General features: G+C 74.3%; 16 protein-coding genes and 1 pseudogene. 7 read left to right on the forward strand and 10 right to left on the reverse strand.

Annotated elements, in window-relative coordinates:
* The first annotated feature begins 18 nt into the window (after positions 1 to 18).
* Positions 19 to 2,151 carry a transglycosylase domain-containing protein gene (locus GA0074704_RS25390; protein WP_088972812.1) on the forward strand — a complete coding sequence of 711 codons (2,133 nt, stop codon included), beginning with the start codon at positions 19 to 21 and terminating at the stop codon, positions 2,149 to 2,151.
* A gap of 205 nt (positions 2,152 to 2,356) precedes the next feature.
* On the opposite strand, the gene GA0074704_RS25395 is transcribed toward GA0074704_RS25390, so the two are convergent.
* Both GA0074704_RS25395 and GA0074704_RS25400 read right to left on the reverse strand, forming a co-directional pair.
* Positions 2,357 to 2,926 (reverse strand): GNAT family N-acetyltransferase, encoded by a 570-nt coding sequence (locus GA0074704_RS25395; protein ID WP_088972813.1) that lies wholly within the window; start codon positions 2,924 to 2,926, stop codon positions 2,357 to 2,359.
* Positions 2,923 to 4,302, reverse strand: coding sequence for a cobyrinate a,c-diamide synthase (locus GA0074704_RS25400; RefSeq protein WP_088972814.1), 1,380 nt, complete (start codon positions 4,300 to 4,302; stop codon positions 2,923 to 2,925). Before GA0074704_RS25400 ends, GA0074704_RS25395 begins: the two co-directional genes overlap by 4 nt.
* A gap of 172 nt (positions 4,303 to 4,474) precedes the next feature.
* On the opposite strand from GA0074704_RS25400, the gene GA0074704_RS25405 reads away from it, so the two are divergent.
* On the forward strand, positions 4,475 to 5,293 hold the full coding sequence (locus GA0074704_RS25405; RefSeq protein ID WP_088972815.1) for an SURF1 family cytochrome oxidase biogenesis protein: 819 nt from the start codon (positions 4,475 to 4,477) through the stop codon (positions 5,291 to 5,293).
* Between the two features lie 92 nt (positions 5,294 to 5,385).
* Here the strand turns inward: GA0074704_RS25405 and GA0074704_RS25410 are convergent, their stop codons facing one another.
* The 5 genes and pseudogenes from GA0074704_RS25410 to GA0074704_RS25430 all read right to left on the reverse strand — a co-directional run bounded on the left by GA0074704_RS25410 (position 5,386) and on the right by GA0074704_RS25430 (position 9,642).
* A complete protein-coding gene (locus GA0074704_RS25410) occupies positions 5,386 to 7,002 on the reverse strand; it encodes an ATP-dependent DNA ligase (RefSeq protein WP_088972816.1) in 1,617 nt (538 codons plus the stop codon).
* A gap of 57 nt (positions 7,003 to 7,059) precedes the next feature.
* On the reverse strand, positions 7,060 to 7,266 hold the full coding sequence (locus GA0074704_RS25415) for a hypothetical protein (protein ID WP_088972817.1): 207 nt from the start codon (positions 7,264 to 7,266) through the stop codon (positions 7,060 to 7,062).
* Positions 7,267 to 7,344: 78 nt separating this feature from the next.
* A complete protein-coding gene (locus tag GA0074704_RS25420; protein WP_172880987.1) occupies positions 7,345 to 8,697 on the reverse strand; it encodes a dipeptidase in 1,353 nt (450 codons plus the stop codon).
* Positions 8,687 to 9,390, reverse strand: a pseudogene (locus GA0074704_RS25425) (uridine kinase family protein); the annotation flags it as partial. The gene GA0074704_RS25420 and the pseudogene GA0074704_RS25425, both read right to left, overlap by 11 nt.
* Before the next feature lie 57 nt (positions 9,391 to 9,447).
* Positions 9,448 to 9,642 carry a hypothetical protein gene (locus tag GA0074704_RS25430; RefSeq protein WP_088972819.1) on the reverse strand — a complete coding sequence of 65 codons (195 nt, stop codon included), beginning with the start codon at positions 9,640 to 9,642 and terminating at the stop codon, positions 9,448 to 9,450.
* A gap of 175 nt (positions 9,643 to 9,817) precedes the next feature.
* Here GA0074704_RS25430 and GA0074704_RS25435 point away from each other — a divergent pair, with 175 nt between their 5' ends.
* Positions 9,818 to 10,219 carry a rhodanese-like domain-containing protein gene (locus tag GA0074704_RS25435; RefSeq protein ID WP_088972820.1) on the forward strand — a complete coding sequence of 134 codons (402 nt, stop codon included), beginning with the start codon at positions 9,818 to 9,820 and terminating at the stop codon, positions 10,217 to 10,219.
* Between the two features lie 100 nt (positions 10,220 to 10,319).
* Here GA0074704_RS25435 and GA0074704_RS25440 read toward each other — a convergent pair whose 3' ends face one another.
* Positions 10,320 to 11,858 (reverse strand): cobyric acid synthase, encoded by a 1,539-nt coding sequence (locus GA0074704_RS25440; protein ID WP_088972821.1) that lies wholly within the window; start codon positions 11,856 to 11,858, stop codon positions 10,320 to 10,322.
* On the reverse strand, positions 11,855 to 12,919 hold the full coding sequence (locus tag GA0074704_RS25445) for a cobalamin biosynthesis protein (RefSeq protein WP_088972822.1): 1,065 nt from the start codon (positions 12,917 to 12,919) through the stop codon (positions 11,855 to 11,857). Before GA0074704_RS25445 ends, GA0074704_RS25440 begins: the two co-directional genes overlap by 4 nt.
* Positions 12,920 to 13,124: 205 nt before the next feature.
* Between GA0074704_RS25445 and GA0074704_RS25450 the strand changes: the two genes are divergently transcribed.
* Positions 13,125 to 13,691, forward strand: a complete 567-nt coding sequence (locus tag GA0074704_RS25450) for a MauE/DoxX family redox-associated membrane protein (protein WP_157743796.1) — start codon at positions 13,125 to 13,127, stop codon at positions 13,689 to 13,691.
* On the opposite strand, the gene GA0074704_RS25455 is transcribed toward GA0074704_RS25450, so the two are convergent.
* Positions 13,636 to 14,358: an ABC transporter ATP-binding protein gene (locus tag GA0074704_RS25455; protein ID WP_088972824.1), complete on the reverse strand. Its 723-nt coding sequence runs from the start codon at positions 14,356 to 14,358 to the stop codon at positions 13,636 to 13,638. The genes GA0074704_RS25450 and GA0074704_RS25455 overlap by 56 nt on opposite strands.
* 143 nt (positions 14,359 to 14,501) lie before the next feature.
* On the opposite strand from GA0074704_RS25455, the gene GA0074704_RS25460 reads away from it, so the two are divergent.
* The 3 genes from GA0074704_RS25460 to GA0074704_RS25470 all read left to right on the forward strand — a co-directional run bounded on the left by GA0074704_RS25460 (position 14,502) and on the right by GA0074704_RS25470 (position 17,204).
* A complete protein-coding gene (locus tag GA0074704_RS25460; RefSeq protein ID WP_088972825.1) occupies positions 14,502 to 15,053 on the forward strand; it encodes a TlpA family protein disulfide reductase in 552 nt (183 codons plus the stop codon).
* On the forward strand, positions 15,050 to 16,852 hold the full coding sequence (locus tag GA0074704_RS25465; RefSeq protein WP_197697573.1) for an ABC transporter ATP-binding protein: 1,803 nt from the start codon (positions 15,050 to 15,052) through the stop codon (positions 16,850 to 16,852). The genes GA0074704_RS25460 and GA0074704_RS25465 overlap by 4 nt, the downstream gene beginning before the upstream one ends.
* 130 nt (positions 16,853 to 16,982) lie before the next feature.
* The gene (locus GA0074704_RS25470) at positions 16,983 to 17,204 is read left to right on the forward strand and encodes a hypothetical protein (RefSeq protein ID WP_088972826.1); all 222 of its coding nucleotides are present in this window, start codon (positions 16,983 to 16,985) and stop codon (positions 17,202 to 17,204) included.
* Positions 17,205 to 17,250 lie beyond the last annotated feature (46 nt).

The raw sequence follows: 17,250 nt of genomic DNA on the forward strand, positions 1-17,250 counted from the left end.
TGTCATAGCTTGGGCCTCGTGAGCAACCGACCCTTCGCTGCCGCCGGTCGATCCGTTCCTCTCCTCCGCGCCGGACTCATCGCCGGAATCGTCGTCACCGCCGCCCTCTATCCGTTGGCCGCCCTCACCGGCCTCGGCGCCAAGGCCACCGCGCACGCCGTCGAGCAGAAGACCGACATCCTGCGCACCGCGCTGCCCGCCGAGACCTCCTACCTGTACGCGCCCGACGGCAAGACCGTCCTGACGATGTTCTACGAGGAGTACCGGCAGTACACCAAGCTGTCGGACATGTCCCCGAACATCCAGCAGGCGATCGTCGCCGCCGAGGACAACCGCTTCTACCAGCACCACGGCGTCGACCCGAAGGGCGTCGCCCGCGCCTTCGTGGCGAACGCCCGCTCCAGCGGCGTCTCCCAGGGCGCCTCCACGCTGACCATGCAGTACGTCCGGATGGCCCTGCGGGACAGCGCGAAGACCCCCAAGGAGGTCCAGGAGGCGACCCAGCAGACCAGCCTGCGCAAGGTCAAGGAGATGCGGATGGCGCTGGACATCGAGAAGGAGCTCACCAAGGAGCAGATCCTGGAGCGCTACCTCAACTCGGCGTACTTCGGCCACCGCGCGTACGGCATCTACGCCGCGTCGCAGATCTTCTTCTCCAAGACCCCGGCCACCCTCACCCCGGTCGAGGCGGCCACCCTCGCCGGCCTGGTCAAGTCCCCGTCCGAGTACGACCCGATCACCTCGGACCAGAAGGACGCCACCGGGCGGCGCAACTACGTGCTCGACAACATGACCCGGCTCGGGTTCATGTCGCCGGACGTGGCCGCGGCGTACAAGAGCGAGCCGATCCAGCTCAAGCTGACCGACCCGCCCAACGACTGCGCCTCGATCCCCAAGAAGTACAACAGCTGGGGCTTCGCCTGCGACTACGTCAAGAACTGGTGGAGCGCGCAGCCCGCGTTCGGCGAGAACCGGCTGGAACGGATGGACAAGCTCCGCCGCGGCGGCTACCGGATCGTGCTCAGCATCGACCCGAAGATCCAGGCGGCGGCCGAGCAGAACGTCGGCGCCCAGGACAACACGGGCAGCCCGTTCGCCAACGGGATCGTGGTCTCCGAACCGGGCACCGGCCGGGTCAAGGCGATGGCGGTGAACCGCACCTACTCCCTGGACCTCAGCCAGAACGGCCCGACCTCCAACCCGGAGGCCGACCCCAACGTCAAGGCGAACTACCCGAACACGGTCGCCCCGCTGCTCGGCGGCGGCACCCTCCCCGGGTACCAGGCCGGATCGACGTTCAAGATGTTCCCGATGCTCGCCGCCCTCGACTCGGGCATGAAGCTGTCGACGTCCTTCAACGCGCCGTACACCTACAAATCGTCGGTGTACGACGGCTGGGCCCCGTCGAACGCCAGCGGCGCGATGACCGGCAACCAGACCATGTGGTCCGGCTTCGGCAAGTCGGTGAACACCTACTTCGTCTGGCTGGAGGAACAGGTCGGCGCGGACCGGGCGGTCCGGATGGCCGAGCAGCTCGGGCTGCGCTGGCGCACCGACGTCGACAAGGAACAGGCATCGCCGGCCAAGGCGAAGAAGTGGGGCTCGTTCACCCTGGGCGTCTCCGACGCCACGCCCCTGGAGATGGCCAACGCGTACGCCGCCGTGGCCGCCGACGGCCGGTACTGTGAGGCCATCCCGGTCCTGTCGATCAGCAACCGGGACGGCACGCCCGCCACGTACACCACCCCGGGTGGGGTGCAGCGGGAGATCGCCAAGCCGCGCTGCCGGCAGGTGGTCAGCGCCGACGCCGCCCGGGCCGCCACCGACGCCGCCCGCTGCCCCACCGGCGACACCCCGGCCAAGGGCAGCTGCGGGGGCTGGTCCACGGCGGACAGCGTCCGGGGCACCGTCGGCCGTCCGGTCGCCGGCAAGACCGGTACCACCGACAGCACCCGGTCGGCCTGGTTCGCCGGGTTCACCCCGGAACTGGCGGCAGCGAGCTTCATCGCCGACCCGGACAACCCGTTCAACGCCGTCGGCGACGGGCAGTCCCAGATCCCGGTCAACGCGGTGGCCCGAACGCTGCGCGACGCCCTCAAGGGCCAGCCGGTACGCCAGTTCACCCCACCGTCCGACGAGATCGTCGGCTGAGCGCCGGCAACCGACCACCCGGGGGTGCGCCCGGGTAACGATCAGGAGGTTCGCGTCAGCCGACGCGGACCTCCTGATCGACTCCCCTCCCCCACCCCGCCCCTCCCCGCTGCGCGTTGATCAAGAGATTTTCGTCAGGGAGAGCGCTTCCCGGTGACCAGAACTTCTTGATCAACGAGCCGGGAGGAGGGCCGGAGAGAGGGGGTCAGTGGAGGTCGGCGGCGACGAACGACCACAGCTCCAGGTCGACCCGGGCGCCCCGGACGAAGCCGGCGTTGCGCAGCAACCCCTCGTAGCTGAAGCCGGCCTTCTCGGCGACCCGCCGGGAGGCGACGTTGCCCGGCGCCACCCGCAGCTCCACCCGCTGGAAGCCGTGCTCCAACAGCAACGCCACGGCCGCGGCGTCCACCGCCTCGGCGGCCAGCCCGAAGCCACGGGCGTCCGGCGCCAACGCGTACGAGACCTCCGTCGACCGGGCGCCCCAGTCGGTGCGCCGGGTCCACAGGCAGCCCACCACCCGGCCGTCCTCCCGGCGGACCAGCGCGAAGTGGTCGCCGTCGCCGCTGTCCCGCCGCTGCCGGGCCAGGTCCGTGCACCAGGACCGGCCCTCGATCCGCCCGGCCGGCTCGGCCAGCGGCAACCAGCGCTGCGTCTGCCGGTCGGCGAAGACCTCGTCCACCGCCCCGGCGTCCGCCGGCACGTGCCGGCGGACCTCCAGCCGTGGGGTGGAGACGGTCAGCTCCGGGAACCGGCGGATCGCCACCTGGCCGATCACCGGGTGGCCGCCACGTCGGTCGGTGTGTCGGCGACCGCCGCGGCGGCCAGCCGGCCGGCGATGCCCGGCACGGCGGCCCAGTGCAGGCCCAGCTGTGAGGCGTGCACCCCGCGCCAGACGAAGCCCTCGGGCGCGCCACCCTCCCAGCTCCACGCCGGCGCCTGCCCGGCCCGGGGGGTCAGCACGGCGGCGTGCTGCTTGTGGCCGACCAGCACCGTGCCGGCCGCGGCGACCACGCTGGCCGTCCGGGCCGTCGCCTCGCGGTAGCCGACGACCAGGCCGTCCCGGCGCCGGCCGGTCGCGTCCAGCACCCCGCACATCGGCAGCCCGTCCAGCTCGCGGGCCAACCAGAGCAGGCCGGCCCCCTCGGCGACCACCGGCCGGCCGGTACGGGCCAGCTCGGCCACCGCGATGCAGAGCCTGCGATTGGCGGAGAGCTCCACCGCGTACCCCTCGGGCAGCCCGGCGCCGACGACCAGCGCCCGGGTCCCCGCGGGCAGCTCCTCGTCGCGCAGCGGGTCGACCGTCACCACCTCGGCCCCGGCGGCCCGGAGCAGCTCCGCCGTCTCGGGGTGGCTGTAGCTGCCGCCCGCCGCCCCGGCGACCGCCACGACCGGCCGGCCGGCGACGGGCTCGCCCTCCCCCGGCTCCGGTGACCAGGCGGGGCCGGCCAGCGGCGGCGCCGAGCGGGCCAGCGCGAGCAGCCGGTCCAGGTCGACCGTGGCGGCAACCGCCTCGCCCAGCCGGCGCACCGCCCGGACGGCCTCCCCGTCGCCGCCGATCGCGGGTAGCATCCCGTGCCGGCGGGCCGGCAGCACCGGGGGCAGCTCGTGCCGGCGCAACGCGCCGTAGACCGGCACCCCGATGTCGTCGAGCGCCTCCCGCAGCATCGCCTCGTGCCGGGGCGAGGCGACCCGGTTCAGGATCACCCCACCCAGCCAGAGCTGCTCGTCGTACGCCCGGAAGCCGTGCACCAGCGCGGCCACCGACTGGCCCATCGCCGCCACGTCCACGGTCAGCACGACCGGGCTGCGCAGCCGGACGGCGACCGCCGCGGTGGAATCCTCGTCGGGGCGGCCGGAGACCGAGTCGTAGAGGCCCATGGTGCCCTGCACGACGGCCAGCGACGCCCCGGCGGCGCCGTTCGCGAAGAGCGGGCCGAGGCGTTCCACCCCGGCCAGCCGGGCGTCCAGGATCCGCCCCGGACGGCCGGCGGCGAGCCCGAGGTAGGCGGCGTCGACCTGGTCGGCCCCGACCTTGAAACCGGCCACGGCCAGCCCCCGGTCGGCGAGCGCGGCGAGCAGGCCGATGGAGATCGCGGTGGTCCCGTGCCCCGAAGCGGGCGCGCTGAGCACGAGGCGAGGCACGGCGGTCATCATCGACTCCTCGGTGCGACGGGTGGTGGGTCCGTGGCGGCGCGGTCGCCGGCGTGACGATACCCGTCGGGTGCGACGCGTGGCGGCCGTCGTACGGTCGGTCCGGCGGGCGTGACGCACCGTCACCGGGCCACCGGCCGGGTGGCGTCGGTCATACGGGTAGCCTCGAGGCGTGTACCGGTTCCTGCTGACCCCCCGATGGCTGGGCTATCTCGCCCTGGCGCTCGCTGCCGCCGCGGTGATGGTGCTGCTCGGCAACTGGCAGCTGCACCGCTACCACGCGCGCACCGAGGTCAACGAGCGGATCGACGCGGGCGCGCGGATGGCGCCGGTGCCGCTGGCCGACGCGCTGGCCGCCCCCACCGGCGGTCCCGGCACGGCGGGGCCCGCCCCGGCCGAGAAGGTCACCTGGAGCCGGGTCACCGCCACCGGCAGGTACGACACCGGCAACCTCGTCCTGGTCCGCGGCCGGACCGTCGACGACGGCGTCGGCTTCGAGGTGCTCACCCCGCTGGTGCTCGCCGACGGCACCGCCGTGCTGGTGGACCGCGGCTGGATCCCGCCCGCCCCGGGCGGCGCGATCGCCCGGCCCGACGTGCCCGCCACTCCGACCGGCGAGGTCACCGTGGTGGGCCGGGTGCACCCCAGCGAGGACGGCGGCGCCGTGGACCGGCGCGACGGGCAGCTGGAGACCCGGCGGATCGACGTGCCCCGGCTGGCCCGGGAACTGCCCTACCCGGTGCGCGGGGCTTACCTGCTGCTGGACGAGCAGACCCCGGCCGCCGACCCGACCTTCCGGGCGGTCCCGATCGGGCACACCAACAACTGGCAGAACTTCGGCTACGTGTGGCAGTGGTGGATCTTCGCGGTGATGACGCTGGTCGGCTACGGCTGGGCGGCCCGCCGCGAGGCCCGTGACCGAACCGGCCTGGACCGCCCCGGCCCGCCCGTCGACCGGGCCGCCGAACCCGCCACCGGCACCCCGGCCTGACCCGCCCCACCCGGGTCGTGGCGGTCGCGCCCGGCCGGTTTCGTGCGGTCGCGCTCAGCCGGTGACCCGGCCGGCGTCTCGGGCGGTCGCCCTCAGCCGGTGACCCGGCCGGCGTGGATGGCGCGGACGGCGTCGATGGTGTCCGCCTCGGCGGCGGACTTGTCGTCGCGGTAGCGCACCACCCGGGCGAAGCGCAGCGCCATCCCGCCCGGATAGCGGGAGCTGGTCTGCACCCCGTCGAAGGCGATCTCCACGACCTGCTCGGGGCGGACCCGGACCACCCAGTCGCCGCGTTCCACCGCCAGGGACAGGAACCGCTCGGTCTGCCAGCGCAGCACCTCGTCGGTCAGCCCCTTGAAGGTCTTGCCGAGCATGACGAAGCCGCCGGTGGCCGGGTCCCGTGCCCCGAGGTGCAGGTTGGAGAGCCAGCCCTTGCGCCGGCCACTGCCCCACTCCACGGCCAGCACCACCAGGTCGAGGGTGTGCCGGGGCTTCACCTTGACCCAGGCGGCGCCCCGCCGGCCCGCGTCGTAGGGCGCCGCCGGATCCTTCACCACGACGCCCTCCTGGCCGGCGTCGACCGCGGCGGCGAACGCCGCTCCGGCCTGCTCCGCGTCGTCGACCTCCACCCGGCCGACCAGCAGCGACGCGTCCACCGCGCCGGCCAGGGCGGCCCACCGGTCCCGGCCGGGCCGGTCGATCAGATCCTCGCCGTCGAGGTGCAGCAGGTCGAAGAAGTACGGAGTGAGCACCTGCGCGCCGGTGCTCTCGGCGGCGGCGAGGACCGCCGGGGCGACCGGGACGGCACCCGTGGTGCTGGGCGTGGTCCGCCGGGCGGCGCTGCCGGTGCTCGACGTGCCGCGCCGGGCGGCCCGGCTGGAGGTCTCCTGGAACGGCAGCGGCCGGCCGGTGGCGTCCAGCCCGATCGCCTCGCCGTCGAGCACCAGCTCGCGGGCGGGCAGCGCGCGCACGGCGGCCACCACCTCGGGCACCCGGCCGGTGATCTCGTCCAGGCTGCGGGTGAAGACGGCGATGTCCGACCCGGACCGGTGCACCTGGATGCGGATGCCGTCGAGCTTGACGTCGACCACCGCGGGAACACCGGTGGCGGTGAGCGCCTCGTCCACCGAGGGTGCGCTCTGCGCCAGCATCGGCGCGAGCGGCCGGCCCACCTGGAGCCCGAACCCGGCCAGCGCGTCGGCGCCGCCGGAGAGCGCGGCGACCGCCACCGTACGCAGGTCGCCGGCGAGCAGCAGGGCGCGCCGGACGGCCGTCACCGGCACCTCGGCCGCCCGGGCCACGGCGTCGGCGAGCAGCCCCGCCTGGGCCCCCTGCCGCAGCTCGCCGCTGAACAGCCCGACCAGCAGGCGCTGCTCGTCGGCGGTGGCGGCGGCGAAGAGCCGGTGCAGCAGCTCCCGGCGTCGGGCCTGGGAGCCGGCGCCGGCGACCGCCGCGATCTCGTCGACGGCGGCGTCGACCCCGGCCACGGTCAGCGTCGGAGACTGCGCCGGTGGCGGCAGGTCACGCAGGGCGGCGAAGCCGACCCCGGTCTGCCGCTGGCGCAGCTCGCCGGCGAGCCAGCCGGCACCCGCCGGCACCTCGGCCGGGTCGAGCGACCGGAGGGCGGCGGCGAGCAGCTCCACCTTGGCCCGCCGGCCACTGGTGGCGCCCACGGCGGCCGAGGTGGCCGCCAGATCGAGGAACCGCACGACCTCATCCTGCCAGCCACCCCCGACACCGCCGCCCAGCTCGCCGCACGGGACGGGTCAGGCGGAGACCGGCTCCTCGATCCGCAGGCCCCGGGCGCGGACCTCGTCCGCGACCCGGGTGAGCTGCGAGTCGAGGGCGACCAGCGCGGCGGAGAGCTCGCCGAGCTGGTCCTTGAGCGTGTCCTCGGGCCACGCGGAGACGTCGAGGTCCCCCAGAGCGCTGGCGGCGGCCGTGAGCCGCACCATCAGGTCATTCGTACGCATGTTCGAAAGGCTATAACACCTCTGCGTCCGACACACCGCAAACTTCCCATCGACGGCGGAAGTTACGGTTCCGACACCTCAGACCGGGGCGCCACCGGCCCGGGCCACCTTCGCCAGCAGCAGCGCCTCGGCCAGGCAGACCCGGGCGAACTCGCCCAGGTGCAGGCTCTCGTTCGGCCCGTGCGCCCGGGCGTGCGGGTCCTCCACGCCGGTCACCAGGATCGCCGCCTTCGGGAACATCTCCTGGAAGGTGGCGATGAACGGGATGGAGCCGCCGACGCCGATGTCCACCGGGTCGGTGCCGTCCCACGCCTCCCGGAAGGCGGAACGGGCGGCGTCGAACATCGGCCCCGAGGCGTCGATGACGCACGGGTCACCGTCGTGCTCGAAGGTCACCGTCACCCGCGCACCCCACGGGGCGTGCTTCTCCAGGTGGTCGCGCAGGGCCGCGTACGCCCGCTTCGGGTCGTCGCCCGGCGCCAGCCGTACGCTGAGCTTGGCCTTCGCCGACGGGACCAGGGCGTTCGGCGCCTCCCCGGTGGCCGGGGCGTCCACGCCGAGCACCGCCAGGGCCGGCTTGGTCCAGAGCCGGTCGGTGATCCGGCCGGTGCCGATGAAGTCGACCCCCTCGGCCAGCCCGGCCTCGGCGCGCATCCGGTCCTCCGGATAGTCGACGACCGCGCCCTCCCGCCCGACCAGGCCCTCGACGGCCACGTCACCGGCGTCGTCGTGCAGGGTGGCCAGCAGCCGGACCAGGGCGGTCAGCGCGTCCGGGACCGCCCCGCCGAACATGCCGCTGTGCACCGCGTGCTCCAGGGTGCGGACCTCGACGAAGCAGTTCACGATGCCGCGCAGCGACGTGGTCAGCGCCGGTACGCCGACGTCCCAGTTGCCGGAGTCGGCGATCACGATGACGTCCGAGGCGATCTCGTCGCGGAACTCGGTGAGCAGCGTCTCCAGCGAGTCCGAGCCGTACTCCTCCTCGCCCTCGATGAAGAGGACCACGCCGACCGGGAGCTGGTCGCCGAAGGCGCGCAGGGCGGCGACGTGCGCCATGATGCCGGCCTTGTCGTCGGCGGCGCCCCGGCCGTAGAGGCGCCCGTCGCGCTCGACGGGCTCGAACGGGTCGGACTCCCACAGCGACAGGTCGCCGACCGGCTGCACGTCGTGGTGGGCGTAGAGCAGCACGGTCGGGGCGCCCGCCGGGGCGGCCTTGCGGCCGATGACGGCGGGCTGGCCGCCGCGGCGCACGATCTTGACATCGAGGTCGCAGGCGCGCAGCAGCTCGGCGACCGCCTCGGCGGACCGCTCCACGTGCGAGTGGTCGAAACCCTCGAAGGCGATCCCGGGGATGCGGACGAGACGCTCCAGGTCGGCGCGGACACCGGGCAGCTCCCGCTCGACAGCGGCCCGGATCTCGGACTCGGACATGATCGGTGTGGTCATGACCGGCATCGTATGCCGGCCTTACCGAGCGCCACCGGCCGAGCCGGCCCGGTCGCCCCGCGGTTGGCGTACGAAGTAGCGCCGGCCGTCGTGCGGCAGCCGGGGCGCGCCGTCGACCAGCAGGTCCACGGCCGCCTGCGTACCGTCGGCGGCGAAGTGCGCGCGTTCCCCGGCGTGCCAGCGACCCAGGTCGGGCAGGATCGCCGGCCCGTCCCGGGCCACCGCCCGGTCCCGCCGCAGCTCGGCCGGCGCGCTGACCAGGGCCGACAGCGTCGCCTCCGGCCGGATCACCGCCCGCGCCGCGCTGACCCCCTCGACCAGCAGCACCGGCGCCACCGGCACCGGCACCGGCCGGTCCAGGAACCGCCGGCGGACCCAGCTGTACCGCTGGTAGGACCCGGCTCGCCCGGCGCGCAGCGGCGCCAGCACCCGCTCCTCCAGCCGGGACCAGAAGGTGAGCTGGTCGTCCCACCCGTCGAGCAGGTCGTCGGTGTGCACCACCGGCGGCCGGCCGCCGCCGGTGGACTCCAGGGCGTCCGCGAGGCGGTTCGCGAAGACGCTCTTGCCCGCGCCGCTCGGCCCGTCGACGACCACCAGTCGGGTACGCCCCAGCCGGGCCGGCCGGTCGAGCACCTGCCGGGCCAGCCGGGCGTACGCCTCGAACACCGCCACGGTCACGTCCGAGAGGCTAGCCGCGGCACTTCGCGGCGGATCGGCCGATCCTCGGTCGGCAGCTCAACCGAGGACCACCACCACACCGGCGCCCAGCAGCGCGGCGGCGACCATCAGGTGGACGATCACGACCAGGGGTCTCGCGGCGGCCCGGCCGACGACGGGTTGATACTGCTCCTGCTCGTCCCGGGAGCGATGAACGCCGTACCAGGCCACGGCGCAGGCCGACAGGATCAGCAGAACTCCGACCAAGGACATGTCTCCCCCCCTCCGAACAGCATCGCCCACGGGTCGCCCAGCCGCATCCGCAGACCTCAGTTGCGCGCCGTCGGAGGGCGGTGCGCACCCCCGGGTGAATTGCGAAGTCGTTCCGTCGCACCGGCTCGCGTCCCCCGGTCCCGGACTGCATGATCGGGAGGTGTTCCCTGACGTGATGAGCCCGGGCGTCGACGCCCTGCTGGAGCAGGCCCGGGCCGGGCTGCGCCGACTGACCCCGCACGAGACCGTCGAGGCGGTCCGGGCGGGCGCGCTGCTGATCGACACCCGGACCGACGCGCAGCGTCGTGAGCAGGGCGACCTGCCGGGCGCGATCGTGATCGACCGCACGGTGCTGGAGTGGCGGCTGGACCCGGCCAGCACGTGGCGGATCCCCGAGGCGACCGGGTACGACCGGGAGATCGTGGTGGTCTGCCGGCAGGGCTACAGCTCCAGCCTGGCGGCGGCGAGCCTCCAGGTGCTGGGGCTGCGGGCGGCGACCGACATGGTCGGTGGGGTGGAGGCGTGGCGGGAGGCCGGGCTGCCGATGTCCGACGGCCCCGCCGACATCCGCTACTGACCGCCCGCCGGAGCCACCTCCGCCCGTCACGCCGCTGACCGGGCCCGCACACAGGCCGGGCCCGCACGCCGGCCGGGCCCGCACGCCGGCCGGACGCGGGTCAGGCCCGCGGCGCGCCCGGCGGGACGAACGGCAGGTCGGCCGGCGGGCCGGACTCGATCAGCCGGCACAGCGCGTCGGTGTCGAGGTGCTCCTCGACCAGGTCGCCGAGGAGGTCCAGGGTCCGCTCGCGAGCCGCCGCGAAGGAGTTGGCCGGGGCGACCCGGAAACCGGTCCGGCCCGCCGCCCGGGCCGCCTCGGTGAGGAACCGGCGGCGGAACCCGTCGGACTCGAACGTGCCGTGCCAGTGGGTGCCGTACACCGCACCCAGCCGTGCTCCTTCGCCGGCGCCGTCGGCGTAGGTGAGCAGCGGCGGCAGCGCCGGGTCGGCGGCGGAGACCTGCCCGTGGTGGATCTCGTAGCCGTGCACCGGTTCCCCGTCGGCGACGCCGGCCGACCGGCGGACCGTCTTGCGCCGGTCGAAGGTGACCTCGACCGGGAGCAGCCCGAGGCCGGGTACGCTGCCGCGTCCGCTCTCCACCTCGTCGTGGATGGCGCGACCGAGCATCTGGAAGCCGCCGCAGATGCCGAGCAGCGGCCGGCCGGCCGCGGCGTGCGCCAGCACCGCGTCGGCCAGGCCGGTCTCCCGCAGCCAGGCCAGGTCGGCGACGGTGGACTTCGAGCCGGGCAGCACGATCAGGTCGGCGGCGGCCAGTTCGGCGGGCTCGACGGTGAGCCGGACCCGGACGCCGGGCTCGGTGGCGAGCGCCTCCACGTCGGTGGCGTTGCTGATCCGGGGCAGCCGGACCACCGCGACGTCCAGCCAGTCGGCGCCGTACGGGGCGGCGGGCCGGCCGAGCACCCGGCCGTAGGCGAGCGAGTCCTCCGCGTCCAGCCACAGGTCCAGGTGCCAGGGCAGCACCCCGTACGTGGGCCGGCCGGTGACCTGGCGCAGCATGTCCAGCCCCGGGCGGAGCAGGCCGAGGTCGCCCCGGAACTTGTTGATCACGAAGCCGGCGACCAGGGCCTGGTCGGCCGGGTCGAGCAGGGCCACCGTGCCGAACATCGAGGCGAAGACGCCGCCCCGGTCGATGTCGCCGACCACGAGGGTGGGCAGTCCGGCGTGCCGGGCCAGCCCCATGTTGACGTAGTCCCCCGCGCGCAGGTTGATCTCGGCGGGGCTGCCGGCACCCTCGCAGATCACCACGTCGTACGCGGCCCGCAGCTCGGCGAGCGCGTCGTACGCGGTCCGCGCCAGCCGGGGCCGCAGAGTGCGGAAGTTGCCGGCGGTGACGGTGTCGACGGCCTCGCCGAGCAGCACCACCTGGCTGGCCAGGTCGCTGCCGGGCTTGAGCAGCACCGGATTGAACCGCAGGTCCGGCGGGAGCCCGCAGGCTGCCGCCTGCATGGCCTGCGCCCGGCCGATCTCGCCGCCCCGACCGTCCGGACCGACCACCACGGCCGAGTTGTTGGACATGTTCTGGGCCTTGAACGGCGCGACCTTGACCCCGCGCCGGTGCAGCCAACGGCAGATGCCGGCGGTGAGCACGCTCTTGCCGGCGTCGGAGGTGGTGCCGGCGACCAGCAGCCCGCCGCTCACCGCCCGGCCCGCCCCGCGACCACGACGCGCCGCCCGGCGGCCCGTCCCGCGATCACGGCGCCCCGCCCGGCGGCCCGCGCCGCGCCGGCGACGCCCCGCCCGCCGAGGACGGTGAGCCGCCCGGCGACGGGGGCGGCGGCGACGGCCAGCCCGAGGGCGGCCAGTCCGACCGCGCGGGAGATCCGGGCCGCCCGCTTCAGGTGCCGGGCCTCGGGTCGGGGCCCGTCGCCGAGGAACGGACGCACCTCGGAGCGCCCGAAGTAGACGTTGCGGCCACCGAGCCGGACGCCGAGGGCCCCAGCCATGGCGGCCTCGCACTGCCCGGCGTTGGGGCTGGGATGGTCGTTGCGGTCCCGCCGCCAGACCCGCCAGGCCCGCCCCCGGTCGCCGCGCGCCACCGGGGCGACGGCGATGGTGAGCATGCCGGTGAGCCGCGCCGGGACGAGGTTGAGCAGGTCGTCGAGGCGGGCGGCCGGGGTGCCGAACCGCGCGTACCGGGGTGAGCGGTGGCCGACCATGGCGTCCAGGGTGTTCGCGGCCCGGTAGCCGAGCAGCCCGGGCAGCCCGGCGACGGCGCCCCAGACCAGCGGGGCGACCACGGCGTCGGAGGTGTTCTCCGCGACGGACTCGACGGTGGCCCGGGCCAGCTCAGGCTCGTCGAGGGCGGACGGGTCCCGTCCGCAGAGGTGGCCGAGCCGGCCGCGGGCGGCGGGCAGGTCACCGCGGCGCAGCGCGGCGCCCATCACGGTCGCCTCCCGGCTCAGGGTGCGCCCGCCGAGCACCGTCCAGGTGGCGGCGGCCGTGAGCACCACCCGGGCCACCGGCCGGTTGCGGGTGGCCAGCGTGGCGGCGGCGCCGACCAGCACCGGCACGCCGACGGCCAGCGCGGTGAACGCCGCGCCGGCGACCGGGTCGGGCCGGTACAGGCGGCGCTCCAACGCACCCGCCGCCCGCCCGAAGCCGGCCACCGGATGCCAGCGCCGGGGGTCACCCAGCCAGGCGTCGAGGGCGTACCCCGCCACCAGTCCCGCCGCGTTCGTCACCGCGGTCGACCGTCGCACCCTCACCACCTCCGGCCCGCCAGCCTATGGCCTGCCCGGCCGGCGTCATGGGGACGGGCGGCGAAACGGCGCTCGTCGACCGCCCGAGTGGCACCCGGGCCGCGGCGGCCGGGTGCACGGCTCGGGGTGGCTCGCCGGTCCGCGCTGGCCGGACCCGCCCGGGACCGGGTTGTTGGGCGGTACCGGAGCCGATAGGTTGCGGACTGTGCGGCTTATCGATGTCATGTGCCGGTCCCTGCTCGCGACGGTGTTCGTCGTGGCCGCGCTCAGCAAGATCGCCGGTCGTCCGGCGTGGCTGGGCTTCGTGCAGTCGCTCCGTGAGCTGAACCAGGTGCCGGATGCCGCCGTACGACCCGCGGCGATCACCACGGTGACCACCGAGGCGCTGGTCGTCGTGCTGCTGCTGGTGCCGTCACCTACCGCGGGAATGGTCGGCTCCGCCATCGCGGCCGGCCTGCTCGCGGCCTTCGTCGTGGTGATCGGGCTGGCCATCGCGCGCGGCAACCGCACGCCGTGCCGCTGCTTCGGCACCTCGAACGTGCCACTCGGTTGGCCGCACGTCGTTCGCAACCTGGTGCTGATCGGGGTGGCCGGGCTCGGCCTGTTGAGCGCGTCAGCCGCCGGAACGACCCCGGCGGCGACGGTGTTGCTCGCCGGGGCCGGCGGCCTGGTGGCCGGGATCCTGATCACCGCGGCGGAGGACATCGTGGCCCTGGTCAGGCCGGCAGGGCCGCCCCGTCCGACGTCAGTCTCCCGTCGCGCATCGAGATGACGTAGTCGCAGGACTCCGCGACGTCCCGGTCGTGGGTGGCGACGACCATGGTGGCGGACCGCTCGCGGCCGACCCGGCGTAACAGGCCCAGGATCTCGACGCCGGTGGCGGAGTCGAGACTTCCGGTCGGCTCGTCGGCGACGATGAGCGTGGGATCGCCGATCAGCGCCCGGGCGATCGCCACCCGCTGCTGCTGGCCGCCGGAGAGCTGGGCCGGGGTCGCTGACTCACGCCCGGCCAAGCCGACGGCGTCCAGCAGCTGCCGGGCCCGCGCCACCTTGTCGAACGGCACCCTGAGGGGCACCACCGGCACGAGGACGTTGTCCAGCACGGACAGTGCCGGAAGCAGATGAAAGCGTTGGAAGACCAGGCCGACCCGGCGCCGGTGGTCGAGCAGCGCACGCCGGCCGGCCCGGGCGAGGTCCACCCCGTCGACGACGAGCTGCCCGCAGTCGGGACGCTCGATCCCGGCGAGCAGGTGCAGCAGCGTCGACTTGCCGGATCCGCTGGGACCGCAGAGCGCCACCACAGCACCGGACGCGATCTCCAGCGAGAGGTCCCGTACGGCGGCGATCCGGGCGTCTCCCGCGCCGAAGGACCTGCCGAGCCCGCTGATCCGGATCGCGGCCCCGGCGGTGGCACCCGCCCCTTCCGCATCGACCGCCATGCGCCCGACACCCACCTCTCCGGCCCCAATGGAATCAGCCTGAGCAGCCTACCGTTCCGTACGCGAACGGGGCTGCCCCGCGGCCCAGGGTTGGATTATCCTGGCCGCTCTACCGAAACCTGTCGATGCTTACGGGGACAAACATGCCTATTCTCTGGGCGGCGCTGGCCGTCGTCGGTGCCATCTGCCTCGTCGACCTGCTACTCACCGTCGGCGTGATCCGCCGGCTTCGCGAGCACACCGAGCTGATCAGCCAGCTCAACCGGCAGCCCTCCGTCCAGGGCGAGATCACCAAGCCGGCCGGCTCCGAGGTGGATACGTTCCAGGTCACCACGATCGACGACCGCCCGCTCACCCGCGACGACCTCCGGCAGGGCATGCTCGTCGCCTTCCTCTCGCCCCGCTGCCCAGCCTGCGAGGAGCAGCGGCCGGCCTTCAGGGAGTACCTGAGCCGTCACCCGGGTGGCCGCGGCGAGGCCGTCACCGTCCTACTGGGTACGCCGGCCGACGTCGCCGAGCTGGTCGACGAGCTGAAGGACCTGACGCAACTCGTCATCGAGCCGAACACCGACGGCCCGTTGTCGGCGGCCTTCGCGCTGAGCGGGTACCCGGCCTTCTGCCTGATGGGGCAGGACGGCGTCATAGCCGTGACCGGCTTCCAGGTCGACGTCCTTCCCGAGGCCGCCACCCGGTGACCAGGCTCCTCCGGGTGGCCTCGGCCGCCTGGCTGATCGCCTGGCGGGCGGCGCGGGGCCTCACCCTGGCCCAGGTGGCGGCGGCCGTGCTCGGCGCCGCCACCCCCCTGGCGGTGGCATGGCAGACGAAGGTCGTCTTCGACCGGCTGGCCGCCCCCGGTGATGCGACCCGCCTGGCCTGGCCGATCACCGGGCTCGTCGCGGCCACGGTGCTGACCGCGGTGCCGCCCCAGGTGCTGCGCTACCTACGGGCAGAGCACGGCCGGCGGGTCGGCCTCGTCGCGCTGGAGCGCCTCTACACGGCCGTCAACCGGCTCGTCGGGCTCGGCCGGTTCGAGGATCCGCAGTTCGCCGACCGGCTCCGGTTCGCCCGGCAGGCGGGAGCGGCGGGACCGGGCCACACCGTGGCCGTCGGTCTGAACCTGCTCCAGCAGGTACTGGTGACCGTCGGCTTCGCGGTGTCGTTGGTCGCCGTCCGGCCCATGTTGGCCGCCGTCGTGGTGCTCGGAGCGCTGCCGGCGATCGGCGCGGAGTTCGCCCTGTCCCGACGACGGGCCCACGCCGCCAACCGGGTCGGTCCGGTCGAGCGGCGCGAGCTGTTCTACGGGCAGTTGCTCTCGGACGTGGACGCCGCCACCGAGGTGCGGCTCTTCGCCGCCGGGGCCTTCCTGCGGGACCGGATGCTGGGCGAGCGGCGGGCTGCGGACCGGCTGCTGCGATCGCTGGACCGGCGAACCATGGCTGTGGAAGTGGCCCTCACCGTACTGTCCACCGCCGTCGCCGGCGGGTGCCTCGCCTGGACGGTGTGGGCCGCTGCAGCCGGCCGGCTCTCCATCGGGGACGTCGCCATGCTGGTCGCGGCCGTCGCCGCCGTCCAGGGCGCGCTGCTCGGCATGGTCCGGGACGTGGCCGGGGCGCACACCCAGCTGATCATGTTCGACCACTACCTGACGGTGGTCGAGGCGGGGTCGGATCTCCCGGTGCCGGCGGCGCCGCTGCCTGTCACCGGACTACGGGAGGGCATTGAGTTCCGCGACGTCTGGTTCCGCTACCGGGAGGATCTGCCCTGGGTGTTACGCGGGGTGAGCTTCACGATCCCGCACGGCCGGTCCGTCGCGCTCGTGGGGCACAACGGTGCCGGCAAGAGCACCGTCGTCAAGCTCCTGTGCCGCTTCTACGACCCGGGCCGCGGGGCGATCCTCTGGGACGGTGTCGACCTGCGCGACCTGGATCCGGTCGCGCTGCGGGCCCGGATCGCGGCGGTGTTCCAGGACTTCGTCTCCTACGAGCTGTCCGCCGCGGAGAACATCGGCATCGGTGACGTGGACGCCCTGCCGGACCGGGCGAGGTTGGAGGCCGCCGGCCGGCAGGCCGGTGTCCACGAGGTCCTGCGGGAGTTGCCACACGGCTACGACACCCTGCTCAGCCGCACGTTCTTCGCCGGGGACGAGTTCGACGGCGCCGAACGCGGCACGATCCTCTCCGGCGGGCAGTGGCAACGGGTCGCGGTGGCCCGGGGTTTCCTACGGGGTCGACGGGACCTGATGATCCTCGACGAGCCGAGCGCCCGCCTGGACGCCGAGGCCGAGCACCAGATCCACCAGGGCCTCCAGCAAATGCGCGGCGGCGGCACCACCCTGCTCATCTCCCACCGGCTCGGCTCGATCCGCGACGCCGACCTCATCCTGGTACTCGACGCGGGCGCTGTGGCCGCGACCGGTCGGCACGACGACCTGGTGAATGGGCCGGGTCTCTACTCCGAGCTGTTCTCCCTGCAGGCCGCGGGTTACCACCACTGATCCCGACCGGAACCCGCAGCCAAAGGTCCTGAAAGGATGTTCAGTCGAGTGGCCAGACGGGGCAGCGCAAGCCATTGATGACTGTTAAATTCGGGGCAACAACCACCTCTGCACCAACGGGGAGTGAAAGATGCTGCGTCTTCTCAGCGGGATCGGCGACCGGCTGCTGATGGCCTTCGTCCCGAAGGTCACCGTCCAGGCAACCTGCACCACCTGGAAGCGACTCTGCTACTGCAAGCCCGACTGCACCTCGGTCTCCCAGTGGTGTGACCGGGGCTGCGACAGCACCGGCACGTACTGTGGACCCTGCAACGTCAACAAGGCCAACGGCTGCATCGCGCCCTGCGGCTGACGTCCTCCGTAGCCGAAGCGGTCACTCGGCCTCGGCCGGTGGCCGC

Origin of the sequence: Micromonospora siamensis (genome assembly GCF_900090305.1) — a bacterium.
GTDB lineage: Bacteria > Actinomycetota > Actinomycetes > Mycobacteriales > Micromonosporaceae > Micromonospora > Micromonospora siamensis.